The 16,384-nt window shown below is 77.2% G+C and carries 15 protein-coding genes and 1 pseudogene; 10 read left to right on the top strand and 6 right to left on the bottom strand.

All coding sequences use genetic code 11. From position 1 onward, the window contains the following. From IEZ03_RS05280 to IEZ03_RS05270, 3 genes and pseudogenes are all read left to right on the top strand, one after another. Window positions 1-1,135 (top strand): annotated as a pseudogene (locus tag IEZ03_RS05280) (hypothetical protein); the annotation flags it as partial. Between the two features lie 5 nt (window positions 1,136-1,140). Next, window positions 1,141-1,440, top strand: a complete 300-nt coding sequence (locus IEZ03_RS05275) for a 4a-hydroxytetrahydrobiopterin dehydratase (RefSeq protein WP_184884580.1) — start codon at window positions 1,141-1,143, stop codon at window positions 1,438-1,440. 4 nt (window positions 1,441-1,444) lie between these two features. After that, window positions 1,445-1,969 (top strand): TIGR00725 family protein, encoded by a 525-nt coding sequence (locus IEZ03_RS05270; RefSeq protein WP_229808029.1) that lies wholly within the window; start codon window positions 1,445-1,447, stop codon window positions 1,967-1,969. A gap of 25 nt (window positions 1,970-1,994) precedes the next feature. On the opposite strand, the gene IEZ03_RS05265 is transcribed toward IEZ03_RS05270, so the two are convergent. Beyond that, on the bottom strand, window positions 1,995-2,786 hold the full coding sequence (locus IEZ03_RS05265) for an SDR family NAD(P)-dependent oxidoreductase (protein ID WP_184884578.1): 792 nt from the start codon (window positions 2,784-2,786) through the stop codon (window positions 1,995-1,997). A gap of 84 nt (window positions 2,787-2,870) precedes the next feature. After that, the gene (locus IEZ03_RS05260) at window positions 2,871-3,395 is read right to left on the bottom strand and encodes a pyridoxamine 5'-phosphate oxidase family protein (RefSeq protein WP_184884576.1); all 525 of its coding nucleotides are present in this window, start codon (window positions 3,393-3,395) and stop codon (window positions 2,871-2,873) included. A 139-nt stretch (window positions 3,396-3,534) separates the two neighbouring features. On the opposite strand from IEZ03_RS05260, the gene IEZ03_RS05255 reads away from it, so the two are divergent. Next, the gene (locus tag IEZ03_RS05255; protein ID WP_184884574.1) at window positions 3,535-4,515 is read left to right on the top strand and encodes a helix-turn-helix transcriptional regulator; all 981 of its coding nucleotides are present in this window, start codon (window positions 3,535-3,537) and stop codon (window positions 4,513-4,515) included. Between the two features lie 10 nt (window positions 4,516-4,525). On the opposite strand, the gene IEZ03_RS05250 is transcribed toward IEZ03_RS05255, so the two are convergent. Further along, window positions 4,526-5,953, bottom strand: coding sequence for a cytochrome P450 (locus IEZ03_RS05250; protein WP_229808028.1), 1,428 nt, complete (start codon window positions 5,951-5,953; stop codon window positions 4,526-4,528). A gap of 73 nt (window positions 5,954-6,026) precedes the next feature. Between IEZ03_RS05250 and IEZ03_RS05245 the strand changes: the two genes are divergently transcribed. Beyond that, complete coding sequence (locus IEZ03_RS05245; RefSeq protein WP_229808027.1) at window positions 6,027-6,821, top strand: IclR family transcriptional regulator; 795 nt, start codon at window positions 6,027-6,029, stop codon at window positions 6,819-6,821. Here IEZ03_RS05245 and IEZ03_RS05240 read toward each other — a convergent pair. After that, a complete protein-coding gene (locus IEZ03_RS05240; RefSeq protein ID WP_184884564.1) occupies window positions 6,714-7,769 on the bottom strand; it encodes a LysR family transcriptional regulator in 1,056 nt (351 codons plus the stop codon). The two genes, IEZ03_RS05245 and IEZ03_RS05240, sit on opposite strands and share 108 nt — an antisense overlap. An 84-nt stretch (window positions 7,770-7,853) precedes the next feature. On the opposite strand from IEZ03_RS05240, the gene IEZ03_RS05235 reads away from it, so the two are divergent. After that, a complete protein-coding gene (locus IEZ03_RS05235; protein ID WP_184884562.1) occupies window positions 7,854-8,981 on the top strand; it encodes an aminotransferase class V-fold PLP-dependent enzyme in 1,128 nt (375 codons plus the stop codon). A 124-nt stretch (window positions 8,982-9,105) separates the two neighbouring features. Next, window positions 9,106-9,576: a DoxX family protein gene (locus IEZ03_RS05230; protein WP_221480732.1), complete on the top strand. Its 471-nt coding sequence runs from the start codon at window positions 9,106-9,108 to the stop codon at window positions 9,574-9,576. Between the two features lie 58 nt (window positions 9,577-9,634). On the opposite strand, the gene IEZ03_RS05225 is transcribed toward IEZ03_RS05230, so the two are convergent. Next, window positions 9,635-10,705, bottom strand: coding sequence for a 3-oxoacyl-ACP synthase III family protein (locus IEZ03_RS05225; protein WP_229808026.1), 1,071 nt, complete (start codon window positions 10,703-10,705; stop codon window positions 9,635-9,637). A 126-nt stretch (window positions 10,706-10,831) separates the two neighbouring features. Here IEZ03_RS05225 and IEZ03_RS05220 point away from each other — a divergent pair, with 126 nt between their 5' ends. The 3 genes from IEZ03_RS05220 (at window position 10,832) to IEZ03_RS05210 (ending at window position 14,505) form a co-directional block, all read left to right on the top strand. Beyond that, complete coding sequence (locus IEZ03_RS05220) at window positions 10,832-11,857, top strand: ACP S-malonyltransferase (RefSeq protein WP_184884558.1); 1,026 nt, start codon at window positions 10,832-10,834, stop codon at window positions 11,855-11,857. 13 nt (window positions 11,858-11,870) lie between these two features. Continuing rightward, complete coding sequence (locus IEZ03_RS05215) at window positions 11,871-13,730, top strand: acyl-CoA dehydrogenase family protein (RefSeq protein ID WP_184884557.1); 1,860 nt, start codon at window positions 11,871-11,873, stop codon at window positions 13,728-13,730. 199 nt (window positions 13,731-13,929) lie between these two features. Beyond that, window positions 13,930-14,505 (top strand): TerD family protein, encoded by a 576-nt coding sequence (locus IEZ03_RS05210; RefSeq protein ID WP_131955591.1) that lies wholly within the window; start codon window positions 13,930-13,932, stop codon window positions 14,503-14,505. Window positions 14,506-14,605: 100 nt separating this feature from the next. Here IEZ03_RS05210 and IEZ03_RS05205 read toward each other — a convergent pair whose 3' ends face one another. Beyond that, window positions 14,606-16,381, bottom strand: coding sequence for a class I adenylate-forming enzyme family protein (locus IEZ03_RS05205; protein ID WP_229808025.1), 1,776 nt, complete (start codon window positions 16,379-16,381; stop codon window positions 14,606-14,608). Between the last annotated feature and the right edge of the window lie 3 nt (window positions 16,382-16,384).

The raw sequence follows: 16,384 nt of genomic DNA, 5'->3' as shown, positions 1-16,384 counted from the left end.
GCTGGAGGAGATCTGGGACGGGCTCGCCCCGGCCGCAGCGACCGCCGCGCGGACCGCCGCCACCGCCGGGGAACCCGCCGTCGCCGCCGCCCGCCGGGCCGCCGCGGTCGCCGCGGCCCGCATCCTGGACCAGCTCGCCGGCACGCCCGCGATGAAGGCCGTCGAGCAGGCCGCCCGCGACGCCGCGGTCAAGGCCGCCTCCGCCGCCGCCGAACGCGCCGTCACCGAGGCCCGCGCCGCCGCCGCGGCCAACCCCGCCACCGCGGGCGCCTACCAGGCCGCCGCCACCGCGCTGGCCCTCGCCGAGCAGGCCGCCCAGCAGACCGCGCGGCACCCCATGGCGGCCGCCGCGCGCCGCTTCGCCGCCGGGCCCCTCGCCCGCGCCGCGGCCGACGCCGCCCTGGACGTCGCCGCCCGCACCGCCGCCGCGCCCGTCGTGCAGGCCGCCACCAGGACCGTCGTGGACGCCGCGGTCGACACCGTCGCCGACGCCGCCGCCGAGGCCGCGATGACCGCCGGCCGCGACGTCGTCGCCCGCGTCGTCCGCGAGACCGCCGAGCAGGCCGCCCGCGACCTGGCCGGCACCGTCCGCGACCGCGCCCGCGCCGCCGCCGCCGCGCCCGAGCTCGCCCCCCTCACCGGCGCCGCCGCCGGGCTCGCCGCCCGCGCCGCGGCCGACCCCGCCGTCCGCGGCGCCGCCCGCGACGCCGCGGCCCTGGTCACCGACCTCACCGGCAGCGCCGTCGCCCGCACCGCCCGCGACCTGGCCCTGCGCACCGCGTCCCGCGCCGCCACCGCCGCGATCGAGGCCGTCCTGCGCGAACTGCTCCGCGACGCCCTCAAACTCGCCATGCAGGACACCCTGCGCGGCATCGTCGCCGACGTCGCCCGCGACGTCGTCGTCGACGTCGCCAAGACCACCTGGACCACCGCCACCCGCCCCGCCCCCGGCGCCGGCCCGCGCGTGGCGGCGGCCGTCATCGTCGAGGAGACCGTCGAGGACGCCCCCGCCGGGCGGACCCGCACCACCGACGTGTGGGCGCAGGTCACCACCGGGGAGACCCCCGAAGCCGGACGTGATGTACTCGGAGGGGAAGGGCCGTCCCGGCCGGCGGACGACACGAACGGGAAGTGATCTGGATGGCCGACACCCTCGACGACGCCGCCGTCGCCGGACGGCTGCGCGACCTGCCCGCCTGGGAGCGCGACGGCGACCTCATCCGCAGGACGGTGAAGGCGCCCGCCTTCCTCGCCGGCATCGACCTGGTCGGCGACGTCGCCCGCGCCGCCGAGGACGCCGACCACCACCCCGACATCGACATCCGCTGGCGCACCGTGACCTTCGCCCTCACCACCCACAGCGCCGGCGGGCTGACCGGCAAGGACTTCGACCTCGCCGCCGCGATCGACCGGATCGCCGCCCGGCACGGCGCCGAATAGCCCCGTGCCCGCCCAGCACCCGGGCGAGGGGCCCGGCCGGGGCCCGGTGCAGGTGGCGGTGTGCGGGCCCGGCGAGTGCACCGGACGCGAACGCGGCCACGCCCGCGAGACCGGGCGGCTGCTCGCCCGGCACGGCGCCGTGGTCGTCTGCGGCGGACTCGGCGGGGTGATGGCCGCCGCCGCGGCGGGCGCCCGCGCCGCCGGCGGCGTCGTCGTCGGCGTCCTGCCCGGCACCGACCGCGCCGCCGCCGGCACCGACCTCACCGTCGCGCTGCCCACCGGCCTCGGGCAGGCCCGCAACAACGTGATCGTCAACGCCGCCGACGCCGTGATCGTCATCGGCGGGTCCTGGGGGACGCTGTCGGAACTGGCCCTGGCGATGCGGCGCGCCGCCGTCCCGGTCGTGCAGATCGGCGGCTGGCGCGTCCACGACCACGACGGCCGTCCCGCCCCCGGCATCGTCCACGCCGCGGACGCCGCCGAGGCCGTCGCGGCCACCGGCCTGTTCGGCCCGCCGCCCGCCCGCTGACGGCGCGTCAGTGCGCCGAGACCCCTCAGTGCGCGGAGAACCCGCCGTCCACGAAGATCGACTGGCCGGTGACGTAGCCGGCGGCCGGCGAGGCCAGGAACACCGCCGCGCCCGCGAAGTCCTCCGGCAGCCCGTTGCGGCCGGTGAGCGTGCGCCCGGCGAGCGTCCGCACCAGCTCCGGGTCCGCCGAGACCCGCGCGTTCAGCGGCGTCATCACGAACCCCGGCACCAGCGTGTTGGCGGTGACGCCCCGCGGCGACCACGCCTCGGCCTGCGACCGCGCCAGCGCCACCAGCCCCGCCTTGGACACCCCGTACGCACCGCTGGTCAGCGACGCCCGGAACGCCTGCTGCGAGGAGATGTGGATCAGCCGCCCGAAGCCCCGCTCGGCCATCCCCGGCCCGAACCGCCGCCCGAGCAGGAACGGCGCCTCCAGGTTCACCGCCATCGTGGCGTCCCACACCTCGTCGCCGAGCTCGCCCATCGCAGGCCGCAGGTTCACCCCCGCCGAGTTCACCAGGATGTCCGGCTCCCCGAACGCGGCCGCCGCCTCCTCCGCCGCCCGGGCCACCCCCTCGCGGGTGCCCAGGTCGGCGCTGACGGCCGCCGCGCGGCACCCGTGGCCCTCCAGCTCCCGCACCGCCGCGGCCAGCTCCGCCGCCCGCCGCGCCACGACCACCACCGACGCGCCCGCCCGGCCCAGCGCCCCCGCGACCGCCCGCCCGATCCCCGAGCTGCCGCCCGTCACGACCGCGACCCGCCCCTCCAGCGAGAACAGCTCCGACAGGTACGACGCGGGGGACGGCCGATCGCTCATGACCGCAGAGTCTACGAGCCGGCGCGCCCGGGAGCGGCCGCGCCCCGGGCAGGCGCGGCACGCCAGGCACCGGTCAGGGGCCGGTCAGGGGTCGAAGCGCCACCGCGACGCGCCGAACGGCTCGGCGGTGGCCACCCCCGCCGCGGTGCGGAACGTCAAGCGGTACAGGTGCCACGGCGGCGGGCCCGCGCTCTGCGCGCTGTAGGGGGCGGTGAGCGCGCCGCCGTCCACCCGCGCCGGCCAGCCGCCCTCCCGGAACCCGGCCGCGACCGGCTCCAGCACCGCGGGATCGGTGACGCGGACCGCCTCGCCCTCCAGCACCAGGTCCACCCCCGGCGCCCGCACCGACAGCGTGCACGCCGGGTTCGCCGCCAGGTCGCGGGACTTGCGGGTGCCGGGCCCGCTGGTGAAGTACAGGTCGCCGTCGTGCCACAGCGCGCCCACCCCCGCCGCGTGCGGGCGGCCGTCGGGGCGGACCGTCCCCAGGAACACAGGCGTCTCCGGCTTCGGCAGCGCCTCCCGCAGCGCCGCGCGCGCGGTGTCCCAGGTCAGGACACCGTCGCCGTAGATGTCGAGGTTGCGGGTCTGCGCGGGTTCGCGGTCGGTCATCGTCGTCCCTCCTCACGATCGAGCGTCCGCAGATGAAGACCCCGCCGAGCCCGCGAAATCATCGCCCGCACCGCACACCGGGCCCGATCCCGGGGAACGCGGTCAGGATCTGGCCGCGTTCCCGCGCATACTGGAGGGCATGCCGCCGTCCGAACGCCTGCTGCGGCTGCTGTCGCTGCTGCAGGCCCGCCGCGAATGGAGCGGCCCCGAGCTGTGCGAGCGGCTCGGGGTCAGCGCCCGCACCGTCCGCCGCGACATCGGGCGGCTGCGCGACCTCGGCTACCCCGTGCACGCCGCCCCCGGCGCCGCCGGCGGCTACGGCCTGGCGGCGGGCGCGGCGATGCCGCCGCTGCTGCTCGACGACGAGGAGGCCGTAGCGATCGCCGTCGGGCTCCGCACCGCCGCCGGCGGCGCGGTCGAGGGCATCGGGGAGGCGTCGGTGCGGGCGCTGGCCAAGCTCGAACAGGTCCTGCCCGCGCGGCTGCGGCGCCGCGTGACCGCCCTGCACACCGCCACCACCCCCCTGGATACGCCGCCCGCCGGTCCGGGGGCCGACCCGCGGACCCTCACCGTCCTGGCCGCCGCGTGCCGCGACCGCGAACGGCTCCGCTTCACCTACCGGAGCGGGGACGGCGCCGAGTCCGCCCGCACCGCCGAGCCGCACGGGCTCGTCGCGGCCGGGCGCCGCTGGTACCTGGTCGCCTTCGACACCGGGCGCGGCGGGTGGCGCACCTTCCGCGTCGACCGCATCGCCCGCCCGCACCCGACCGGCGTGCGGGTCCCGCCGCGCGACCTGCCCGCCGCCGACCCCGCCGCGTTCGTGGCCCGCTCGCGGGCGCGGGCACCGCAGGTCCGGGCGGTGCTGAAGGTGCACGCGCCCGCCGCCGAGCTGGCCGACCGGTTCCGGGTGAGCGGCACCGAGGTCGAGGCCGTCGACGAGCGCACCTGCGTCCTGCGCACCACCGCCGACTCCCTGGAATGGACGGCGCTGCGCATCGCCTACCTCGACCTCGACTTCGAGGTGCAGGGGCCGCCCGAGCTGGCCGAGCGCCTCACCGCGATGGCCGGCCGCCTCGCCCGCGCAACCGGCAGCGCGCAGCCCGGACCGCCCGGCCCATGACCCGGCCCGGCTAGCCGATGATCTGGACGGGGAGGCCGCCGCGGGGACGCATCGCCGTCACGCTGGTCGGCGTGACCGCGGGCGACACCAGCCGCAGCCGGGTGCGGCGCAGCAGGCACGCCAGCATCGTCTTGATCTCCACCGTCGCCAGTGTCGAGCCGATGCAGCGGTGCGGGCCGCCGCCGAACGGCAGGTACGTCGCCGGCGTGGCCGGGCGGTGCAGGTCCGACGACGGGTCCCACCGCTCGGGACGGAACCGCCCCGCCTGCGGCCACACCTCCGGCATCCGGTGCGTGACGTAGGGGGAGTACAGCACCATCGCGCCTGCCGGGATCCGGTGCCCGCCGTAGTCGAAGTCCTCCACCGGCACCCGTGCGCTGAGCACCGCGGGCGGGAACAGCCGCAGCGTCTCGTTCACCACCCCGTCCAGGAACGTCAGCCCGGGCAGGTCGCCGGCCCGCGGGAGCCGGTCGCCGACCACCTCGGCCACCTCCCGCCGCGCCCGCTCCTCGGCCTCCGGGTGGGTCGCCAGCACGTACACCGCCCACGCCATCGCCGCGCTGGTGGTGTCGTACCCGGCGGAGATGAGGCTGATGACCTGGTCCTGGAGCTCCTGCCGGGTCAGGCCCCCGCCGTCCTCGTCCCGCGCCGCCATCAGCATCGCCAGCACGTCGTCATGCGCCTCCCCGTCCGCCTGGGCGGTGTCCTGGGCGGCGTCCTCGCGCAGGCGGCGCTCGACCTCCTCGTCCACGCGGCGCGCCACCTGCGCGCGGGCCGAGGCGACGCGCCGCATGTAGGGGTTGGGGACCTGCCGCAGCATCATCTGCAGCACGAAGTTGCGGTCGACCGCGGCCAGCGCGACCTGCAGCCGCCGCCCGATCACCTCGGCGTCGGCGGCGAGGCGGTCGCCGAACAGCACCTCGACCGTGCTGCGCCGGATCACCGACCGCAGCTCGGCGTAGGCGTCCAGCGTCCGGCCGGGCCGCCACGTCCGCAGCGCGGCGTCGGTGTTGGCGGCCATCCGCTCCACGTAGGCGCCGACGCGGCGGTGGTGGAACGCCGGCTGCACCAGGCGGCGCCGCCGCCGGTGGTCGTCGCCGTCGCTGACGATCAGCGCGGTCTCCCCGTTCACCGGCACCAGCAGGTCGAACGCCTCCCGCCAGCGGAACAGGCCCGAGTTGGCGAACACGAACGCGTTGGCGTCCGGGCCGAACAGGTGCACCAGCGGCTTGCGGCGCGGCCCGACCGCCGCGACCGGGCCGGCCTCGGCGTGCAGCCGCAGCAGGCTCGCGCACGGGTCGGCGGAGAACGCGATGCCGTGCCGGACCGTCAGCGCCAGCGGCGGGCGGACCGCCCCCCGCGCCCGTCCGGTTCGCGCGCGTGCGGTTCGCGGCGGGCCCGCCGCGCGTGCCCTGCCTGCCGGGGATGGGGGAGTCACGCGCCCACTATGGCACGCCCCCGCGGGCCGCCCGCCGCGCCGCGGCCGGAGCGGCGGTGGGAGTATTGGGCACGTGAACGACTTCGACGCCGGCGGGCCGGTGAGCGCGCGGCCCGGAGCGGACCCCAAGCCCGGCACGCGGACGGTGGACCGCTCCGTGGCGGTGCTGCGCTCGTTCGAGGGCACCGCCCGGCAGACCCCCACCGAGATCGCGCACCGGGTCGGGCTGTCGGTCAGCACGGCGCACCGCATCGTCCACGCCCTGCACGCCACCGGGATGCTCGGGCAGGACCCCGCGACCGAGCGGTACTTCCTCGGCCCCACCACCGCGATCCTCGGGCGGCTGGCGCTGGAGCGGATGGGCGCCACCCTGCTGCAGCCGGAGCTGACCGCCCTGCGCGACGGGACCGGCGAGGCCGTCAGCCTCGGCGTCCGCACCGGCGACGAGGTCGCCGTCCTGCTGCACCTGCCCTCCGCGCACCCGCTGCGGTACGTGCAGCCGCCCGGCGACCGCAACCCGGTCCACGCCTGCGCGATGGGCAAGGCGCTGCTGGCGTTCGGCGGCGAACCCCTCGCGGGCGGCGAGCCCTACGACCGCTACACCCCCGCCACCCTCACCACCCGCGCCGCCCTGGACGCCGACCTGGCCCGCGTCCGCGACCGCGGCCACGCGGTCAACGACGAGGAGCGGCTGGCGGGCGTCCGCGCGGTCGCCGCGCCCGTCCGCGACGGCGGCGGGCGCGTCTTCGCCGCCGTCGCGCTACAGGGCCCCGCGGTCCGGTTCGGCGACGACCGGCTGCCCGCCCTGGCCGAGGCCGTCGTGGCCGCCGCCGGGCGCCTCACCGACCTGCACCGCCACCTGTCCTAGCGCCCCGCCCGCCCCCTCCTCGCCCGTTCCGTTCCCGCCCGGCGCGTCCGCGGGCAGGCGGGCCGCGGCGACGGCGGCCAACTCCTCCAGCAGCGCCGCCACCGCGGGCGGCCGCGGCCCCGCCGGGACCAGCGCCGCGATGCGGCGCCGCCCGGCCATCGGCACGGCGGGACGCGCCACGCCCGGCTCGGCGTGCAGGCCGAGCGCCAGCCCCGGCAGCGTCGTGACGGCCAGGCCGCGGGCGACGAGCCGCTGGATCGCGACATGGTCCTCGGTGGCGAACGCGATGTCGGGGGCGAACCCCGCCCGCTCGCACACCCACCGCAGGTGGTCGCGGCACCGCGCGCAGCCCGACGCCCACGTCTCGCCCGCCAGGTCGGCGAGCCGCGGCCGCGGCGCGTCCGCCACCGGATGCCCCGCCGGGACCAGCAGCCGGATCGGGTCCTCGCCCAGCACGATCTCCCGGAACCGCGACCCGGTGTCGGGCGGCATGTAGGGGTAGCGGAACACCACCGCCACGTCGGTCTCCCCGGCGCGCAGCGCCGCCAGCGCCTCGCCCGGCTCGGCGTCCGCCAGCCGCACCGACACCCCCGGCGCGCGGGCCCGCAGCCGCGCCAGCGCGTCCGGCAGCAGCCCGCCGGCGGCGGTCGGGAACACCGCGACCCGCACCCGCCCCGCCCGCAGCCCCGCGACCGCGGCGATCCGCTCCTCGGCGTCGGCCATCCGCGCCAGGACGTCCTCGACGTGCTCGACCAGGATCCGCCCCGCCTCGGTCAGCCGCACGCCGCGGCCGTGCCGCACCACCAGCGGCGTGCCGGCCTCGGCCTCCAGCCGCGCGATGTGGTGCGACACGGCGGGCTGGGTGTAGGCCAGGGACCGGGCGGCCGCGGTCATCGAGCCGAGCCGCGCCACCTCCCGCAGGATCCGGCCGCGGTGCAGGTCCAGCATCCCCGCAAGGTATCAACCGCACTGATGGGAAGCCCAGAAAAACGTACTTTGTCCTATGGGCGGTGCGTGCCCGACGATCGACGCATGAACGTTCCCACCGGCCCGCGCCCCTCGGACACCGCCTTCCCGGACGACACCTCCTCTTACGCCCCCCTTTCCATCGACGACGCGCGCCGCGAGTTCGGCGCGGGCGTCGCCTACCTCGACACCGCCTCCTACGGCCTGCCGCCCCGCGCGGCGCACGAGGCGATGCTCGCCGCCGAGCGGGACCGCGCCGCCGGGCGGATGACCGCCGCCGCGATGGACGAGGCGGTGACCCGCTCCCGCGCGGCGTTCGCGCGGCTGCTCGGCGTCCGCCCCGAGCACGTCGCGTGCGGGCCGCAGGTGTCGTACTTCACCGGGCTGGTCGCGGCGTCGCTGCCCGACGGGGCCGCCGTCCTGACCGCCGAGGGCGACTTCACCTCGCTGCTGTGGCCGTTCGCCGCGCGGCCCGGCCTCACCGTCCGGCAGGTCCCGCTGGAGCGCATCCCCGACGCCGTCGCCGCCGGCGGCGTCGACCTGGTCGCGGTGTCGGCGGTGCAGTCCGCCGACGGCCGCATCGCCCCCATGGACGCCCTCATCGCCGCCGCCCGCGCGCACGGCGCCCGGATCCTGCTGGACGCCACCCAGGCCGCCGGGTGGCTGCCGCTGCCCGCCCGCGAGGTCGACTGGCTGGTGTGCGGCGGCTACAAGTGGCTGCTCGGCCCGCGCGGCACCTGCTTCCTCACCGGCACCCCCGAGGCCCTGGACGCGCTGCCCCCGATCGGCGCCGGCTGGTACGCCGGCGCCGACATCTGGGACTCGGTCTACGGGCTGCCGCTGCGGCTGGCGAAGGACGCGCGCCGCCTGGACCTGTCGCCGGCGTGGCAGTGCTGGACCGGGCACGCCCCCGCCCTGGAACTGCTCGTGCGCGTCGGCGTCCCCGCGATCCACGACCACGACACCGGCCTGGCGCGCCGCTTCCGCGCCGCGCTGGGCCTGCCGCCCGGCGACTCGGCGATCGTGCCGGTGCCCGTCCCCGCCGGCACCGCCGAGACGCTGCGCGCCGGCGGCGTGGCCGCCTCGGTGCGGGCGGGACGGCTGCGCTGCGCGTTCCACCTCACCACCACCGAGGCCGACGTCGACAAGGCGGCCGGGCTCCTCGCCCCGATCATCGGCGCGCACCCGCGCTGACCTGCACAGACACGAGCGCGGAAAAACTTCGAAGAAAAATCCGGGGAGATGTCGATCCGCGGGGCCGCCGTGCGACGCGTCAGTGAAAGGCCGATGAGACGCACCGCACGGAAGGACCACCGCCATGACCGCGACCCGCATCCCCACCACGACCGCCACGACCGCCACGACCACCGCCACTGCCGCGAACGGCGCCGGCGCCCGCATGTCCGCGCGGCGCAAGGTGCTGTGGGGCCTGCAGATCTTCCTGGCGGCGTTCCTGTTCTTCGCCTCGGCGCTGCCGAAGTTCGCCGGGCAGGCCGACGCGGTCGAGAGCTTCGACCTGATCGGCTGGGGCCAGTGGTTCCGCTACGTCACCGGCACCGTCGAGGCCGCCGGCGCGATCGCGCTGGTCGTCCCGCGGCTGGCCGGGCTCGCCGGGATCGCGCTGATCGGCCTGATGGCCGGCGCCGCCCTCACCCAGATCCTGGTGCTGGAGCCGGCGTGGGCGCTGATGCCCGCCGTGCTCGCCGCGGTGTTCGCCGCGGTGGCCTGGGACCGCCGCGCCGAGTCCCGCCAGGTGCTGCACGCCCTGCGCGGGGCGCTGCGCCGCTGACCCCGAGCCGGAGCGACGCGGGCGTCCCCGGGACCGGCCGGCCCCGGGGACGCCCGCGTCATGGCCGCCCGGCGGGCGGGTCGGGGGAGTGCGGGTCGGGGGGAGGCCAGGCGACCAGTGCGCGGCCCCACGTCACGCCCGCGCCGAACCCGGCGAGCAGGACCAGGTCCCCGGGCGCGATCCGCCCCTCGCGGACCGCCCGGTCCAGGGCGTAGGGGAGGCTGGCGGCGCCGATGTTGCCGACGTCGTGCCCGGCGATCATCAGCTGCGCCGGGTCCAGGCCCGCCTCGCCGGCCAGCGAGGCGACCAGCCGCGGGTTGGGCTGGTGCGGGACGACCAGCGCCAGGTCGGCGGGCTTGATCCCGGCGTCCTCGGCGGCGCCGGCCACCAGCCGCGGGAACACCCCGGTGATGAAGTCGCGCACCGCCCGCCCGTCCATGTGGATGGTGTGCCCGTGGCCCGCCACGGTCCCGGCGCTGGCGGGGACGCGGCTGCCGCCGGCGGGGATGAGCACGTCCCCGGCGCGCGAGCCGTCCGACCCGAGCGTGACCGGCCCGATCCCGTGGGGCGCCGCGACCGGCCCGATCACCGCCGCCGCGGCGCCGTCGCCGAACAGCGCCGCGGTGGCGCGGTCGGCGGAGTTGAGGAACCGCGAGTACACCTCCACGCCGATGACCAGCGCATGCGGCGCGGGGTCGGGGCGGCCCGCCAGCCAGCCGACCGCGGCCGACAGCCCGTAGACGAACCCGGTGCAGGCGGCGGAGACGTCGAACGCGGCGGCGCGGCCCGCGCCCAGCAGGGCCTGCACGCGGCAGGCGGTGGAGGGGCCGAGCTCGTCGGGGGTGGAGGTGCCGAGGACGATCAGGCCGATGTCGGCGGCGGCCACCCCCGCCCGCGCGAGCGCGCGGTCCGCGGCGGCCGCGGCCAGGTCCGAGGACGCCTGCCCCGGGTCGGCGACGTGGCGGCTGCGGATCCCGGTGCGCTCCTCGATCCAGGACGGCCCGAGCCCCAGCGACCGGGACAGCTCCCCGCTGGGCACGCGCCGGGCGGGCAGGTACGACCCCGTGCCCCGGATCGCCCACCCCCGGTGCCCGCCGTGCGGGTGCGGGCCGTGACTCGTTCGTGCCACCGACGGTTGCCAGACCGATTCCATGAGCGAATAATCCCATTTCAGGGTTTGGTTCCATAACTAGGAGTTAAGCGGCCATTTACCGAACAGAAAAGGCAGCCTTCCTTCGAGGTAAGGAGACCCCGCGTGTCTTTCCCCCCCGTTCGCCCGGCCGACGAGCTCAAACCCGACGACGCGTGCGCGTTCCTGTTCGCCGGAACCGGCTCGGCGGGGGCCCCCGACCTCCCCGCCCTCGCCCGCACCGGACCCGCCGCCGCACGCGCCGCCGCCGACGTCCTGGACGCCGTCCAGGAGGGCCTGCCCCGCACCGGATGGCCGTCCCTGCGCGCCGTCCTGCTGGAGGACCCCGCCGCCTACCGCGAGGCGTCCCGCACCCCCGGCGTCGCCCAGCTCGCCGCCTACGCCGCCGCCGTCGCCGTCGACCGCGCCCTGCGCACCGCCGGCGTGCACCCCTCCTACGCGGTCGGGCAGAGCTTCGGCGAGATCGCCGCGCTGGTCAGCGCCGGCGCGTTCGCCATCGCCGACGGCGCCCGCATGGCCGTCAGCCTCGTCGGCGTGCTGAGCCGCCGCGGCCGCGGCGGCGGCCTGGGCCTGCTGGAGACCGGCGAGGACGGCGCGCACGCCTGCATCGGCGCCGCCGACGCCCCGCAGGTCGTCGTCGCGTGCCTGAACGCGCCGTCGGTCACCGTCGTGTCCGGGCCCGGCGAGCCACTGGAACGGGTCCTGGACGCCGCACGCGGCCGCGGGGTGCGGGCCGTGCGGCTCGCCGTCCCCTACCTGTCGCACCACCCGGCGATGGCCGGCGCCGACGACGAGTGGTACTCCATGATCCGCCGCCACCCGCAGCGGCCCCTGGAACTGCCCGTCCACTCGCCGGTGCGGGGCCGCGCCTACCACGACGGCGACGACCTGCACCGCGCGCTGGCCGACTGCATCGTCAAGCCCGTCCGGCTGCCGGAGGCGCTGCGCGCCGTCCACGACGCCGGCGCCACCGTGTTCACCGAGGCCGGCGCCGGCGACGCGCTGTGCCAGTGCGCGCGGCTGACGCTGCCCGGCGCGCGGACCATGGCCCCGCTGCGCGGCCGCCCGCCCGGACCCCGCCCCGGAACCGGACCAGGTGCCCCCGCGCCCGCCGCCCCGCACCGCGACTGACGGAGGAACCGCCATGGACCTTTTCACCGGCCGCTCGAACGGCACCGGCCCCGTGGACGGCCTGGCCGCCTTCGTGCGCGGCACCGCCCCGGACGCCAAGACGCGGGCGCGGATCGCCGACGCCGTCCCCGCCGAGTTCTTCACCGTCCCCGACGGCCTCACCGCACGCGACCGGCAGGAGCTCACCTACCGGCGGCTGCGCCGCGCCGGGCTCGCCGCGCCGCCCGCCCCCGAACTGCTCGACGACCCCCCGGCGCTGTGCGCGCTGCTGGAACGCGCCGCGATCGCCGACCCCGCCCTGTTCCACGTCATGCTGCTGCACTACACCCTGGCGCTCGGCCCGATCCTGCGGTTCGGCGCCGGGCGGGACGGCCCCCGGCGGGCCCGCGACGACCTGGAGTCGATGACCTCGTTCGGGACGCTGCTGATGACCGAGGTCGGCCGCAGCAACAGCCACCTGTCGCCCCGCACCGTCGCCCGCCACGACCCCGCGACCGGCGGGTTCGTCCTCACCACCCCCGACGCGCAGGCCGCCAAGTTCCCCACCAACACCGCCCACCCCGGCGTCCCGAAGACCGCCGCCGTCTACGCCACCCTCGTGCACGGCGGCGCCGAGCGCGGCGTGTTCGTGTTCGTGGTGCCGCTGCGCGGCCCCGGCGGCGACGTCCCGCCCGGCGTCCGCGTCGTCGCCGCGCCCGAGACCACCGGCCTGCAGGTCGACTACGCCGCCGTGCTGCTGGACGGCCTGCGCGTCCCCTACGAGGCGTGGCTGCGCGACGGCGCGTCCATCGACGCCGCCGGCGGGTTCCACGACCCCGCCGGGGACCCGGCCGCGCGGCTCACCCGCTCCATGGGCATCGCCCCCGCGGTGTGGCGGGCCGTCATCTCCGCCTCGGCCGCGATCACCCGGGCGTCGGCGGGCATGCTGCTGGCGCACTCGGCGGGCCGCGCCACCCTCGGGCGGCTCGCGCCGCAGCGCCCCCTGACCGACTACCGCAACCAGCAGGAGGCCGTCCTCGGCGCGCTCGCCGCCGGGTACGCGCTCACCGCCGTCGCCGCCCACGCCCAGGCCCGCCGCACCGCCGCCGACGCCCCGCCCGGGCAGGACGGCGGGCGAGACGGCGGACAGGGCGGCGGGCAGGGCGGGCCGGAGACCGCGTGGGCGCCGTGGTCGGCGGTCGACCGCGACCTGGCGCTGCTGAAGGCCGCCGCGACCGCGCAGGCGCAGCGGACGGTGTCGGCGTGCCGGGTGCACAGCGGCGCCCCCGGGTTCGCCGCCGTCGAGCGCCTCAACGCCTACCGCGGCCTGTCGCACGCCTACCAGAACGCCGGCGGCGACAACGACCTCATCCGCTACGACACCGCCCGCGCCATGGCCGACCTGGACCGCTACACCCCGCCCGACCCCGGCGCGGGACCGCCCGACGACGGCGACCTGCGGTCCCCGCGGGTGTGGCTGTTCCTGGCCCGCGACACCGAGCGCCGCATGCGCGACCGCCTCGCCGCGCGGATCGGCGACGCCGCCGCGGCCGGCGACGACGCCTTCACCGCCTGGAACGGCAACCTCGCCCTGGCCGGGCGGACCGCGTCGGCGTGCGCCGACCGCATCGTCCTGGAGATCTGCGCCGCCGCCGCCGAATCCGGGCCCCCCGAGCTGCGGGCCGTCCTCGGCCTGCACGCCCTGGACCTGCTGGAACGCCGCGCCGCCGACCTGCTCAACGAGGGCGCGGCACCGCCCGGCATCGTCGACGAGATCTGGGCGGCGCGGCGGCGGGCCTGCGACGAGCTCGCCCCCCGCGCCGGCGACCTGGCCGCCGCGTTCGAGCTGCCGCCCGAGGTCACCGCGCCCGCCGCGTTCCTCGGCGGCCCGTGACCCGCGGCCACGACCCCGGCGCGCACGGTGACGGGCCGGTCCTCCCTTGCCGGGGGCAGGGGAGGAATAGGGCCACGCCACGCCGTGAATTTGCCAAGGAGGCGGGGGAACCAGCACGAGGTGGCTACCGTTCTCGTAAGACAGACGAACCGTGCGCGGGTGGACCGCACCCGCACAGGCCGATACGGAGGTAGACACAGTGGGAGTCAGTCTGAGCAAGGGCGGCAACGTCTCGCTGACCAAGGAGGCTCCCGGACTGACCGCCGTCGTGGTCGGACTGGGATGGGACGTGCGGACCACCACCGGGACCGATTTCGACCTCGACGCCAGCGCCCTGCTGTGCTCGGCGGAGAACAAGGTGCTGTCGGACCAGCACTTCGTGTTCTTCAACAACCTCAAGAGCCCCGACGGCTCGGTCGAGCACACCGGCGACAACCTCACCGGCGAGGGCGAGGGCGACGACGAGCAGATCAAGGTGAACCTGGCCACCGTGCCCGCCGAGATCGCCAAGATCGTGTTCCCGGTGTCGATCTACGACGCCGACAGCCGCCAGCAGAGCTTCGGCCAGGTCCGCAACGCCTTCATCCGGGTGGTGAACCAGGCCGACAACAGCGAGATCGCCCGCTACGACCTGTCGGAGGACGCCTCGACCGAGACCGCGATGGTCTTCGGCGAGCTCTACCGCAACGGCGCCGAGTGGAAGTTCCGCGCCGTCGGCCAGGGGTACGCCTCGGGCCTGTCGGGCATCGCCTCCGACTTCGGCGTCAACGTCTGAGCGGAGCCGCATCGCGGCGGGGCGCCCCGGGACCCGGTCCCGCGGCGCCCCGCCGCCGTTCCGGCCCCGCCGCACGCGGCGGCGGGGCCGGGCGGCGCGGTCAGCCGAGGAGCTCCTCGCGCAGGCGCGTCTTCAGGATCTTCCCGCCCGGGTTGCGGGGCAGGCCCTCGCCGCGGAACCAGTAGTGGACGGGCACCTTGAACCCCGCGATCCGCTCGCCCAGGAACCCCCGCAGCTCCTCCTCCGACACCGCGGCCCCCGGGCGCGGCACCACCACCGCGCCGACCTCCTCGCCGAGCACCTCGTGCGGGACGCCGATCACCGCGCAGTCCGCCACCGCGGGATGCTCGTACAGGGCCGCCTCGACCTCGGCGCAGTAGATGTTCTCCCCGCCCCGGATCAGCATGTCCTTGGCGCGGTCGACGATGTAGACGAACCCGTCCTCGTCCAGCCGCGCCAGGTCGCCGCTGTGGAACCAGCCGTCCACGAACGCCTGCGCGGTCGCCTCCGGCTTGTTCCAGTACCCCTTGATCACGTTGGGGCCCTTGATGAGCAGCTCGCCCACCTCGCCCGGCGGCAGCTCCGCGCCGGACGGGTCCACCACCTTCACGTCGCACACCGCGACGGGCGGGCCGACGCTCTCGGGCCGCTCCAGGTAGTTCACACCGCCGTTGTAGGTGGTCACCGACGAGGTCTCGGTCAGCCCGTAGCCGTTGCCGGGGACCCGCTCGGGCAGCCGCTCCCGGATCTTGTCGACCAGCGCCGGCGCCGCGGGCGCGCCGCCGTAGCTGACGCCGGTGAGGCTGGAGGTGTCGAACTCGCCGAAGTCGGGGGAGGTCAGCACCTGCCACGCCATCGTCGGCACGCCGCCGAACCCGGTGACGCGCTCCCGCTCGATCAGCTCCAGCGCGCCCCGCACGTCCCACTTGTACATCATCACCACCGTGCCGCCCTGCAGCGCGCTGGTGACCAGCACCGAATGGCACCCGGTGGCGTGGAAGAACGGCACGCTCAGCAGCGTCACCCGCCGCTGCGGCGCCGTCAGCTCCTCCAGGCTGCGGCCCGCCCGGACACCGCCGGAGATGACGCCGTAGGCGAGGCTCACCGGATTGGTGGTGATGTTGCGGTGCGTGCCCAGCGCGCCCTTCGGGCGCCCCGTGGTGCCGGAGGTGTAGAAGATCGTGGCCTCGTCGTCGGGATCGATCGCCACGTCCGGCAGCGACGCCGCCGCGGGGTCGCCGACGTCGCCCAGGACGTCCTCGAACGCCTCGCACCCCTCCGGGACGGCGCCGTCCCCGCGGGCCACCACGCACGGCACGCCGAGACCCGGCAGCGCGCCCGCGAGGCGGTCGGCGCGCTCGGCGTCGGCGACCAGGACCTTCGCGCCGCTGTCGGCCAGTCCGTACTCCAGTTCCGCGGCCGTCCACCAGGCGTTCAGCGGCACCACGACCGCGCCCGCGACGGCCGCGCCGAAGAACGCCACCGACCACTCCGGATAGTTCCGCATCGCGATCGCGACCCGGTCGCCCTTGGCCACGCCGTACCGGCCGATGAGGGCCCGCGCGAACGCCGCGGCGCGCGCGTAGTGCTCGGCGAAGCTCAGCCGGTCGCCCTCGTAGACCAGGAACGCGGCGTCGCCGTGCAGCCGGGAGATGTCCAGGATCTCCCGCAGCGTCGGCGGCGCGTTCTTCCAGACGCGGGTCCGCACGCCGCGGACGTCGACCTCGTCCATCTCGAACAGCCGCCCCGGCGCCGTCATCGCGGCCCTGACCTCGGCGATGCCCGGCAGCGCCGCCGCCCCGGCCCCGGCCGCTCCGGTACCAGTCGCCGCAGCACCGGTCGGTGCCTCCGTGGCCGGTGATTGCTGGTCGTGCACGTC

This window comes from Actinomadura livida, from assembly GCF_014648675.1.
Taxonomy (GTDB): domain Bacteria; phylum Actinomycetota; class Actinomycetes; order Streptosporangiales; family Streptosporangiaceae; genus Spirillospora; species Spirillospora livida.
The sequence above is the reverse complement of the archived record's forward strand: the minus strand, read 5'-3'. Positions and strand labels throughout refer to the sequence as shown.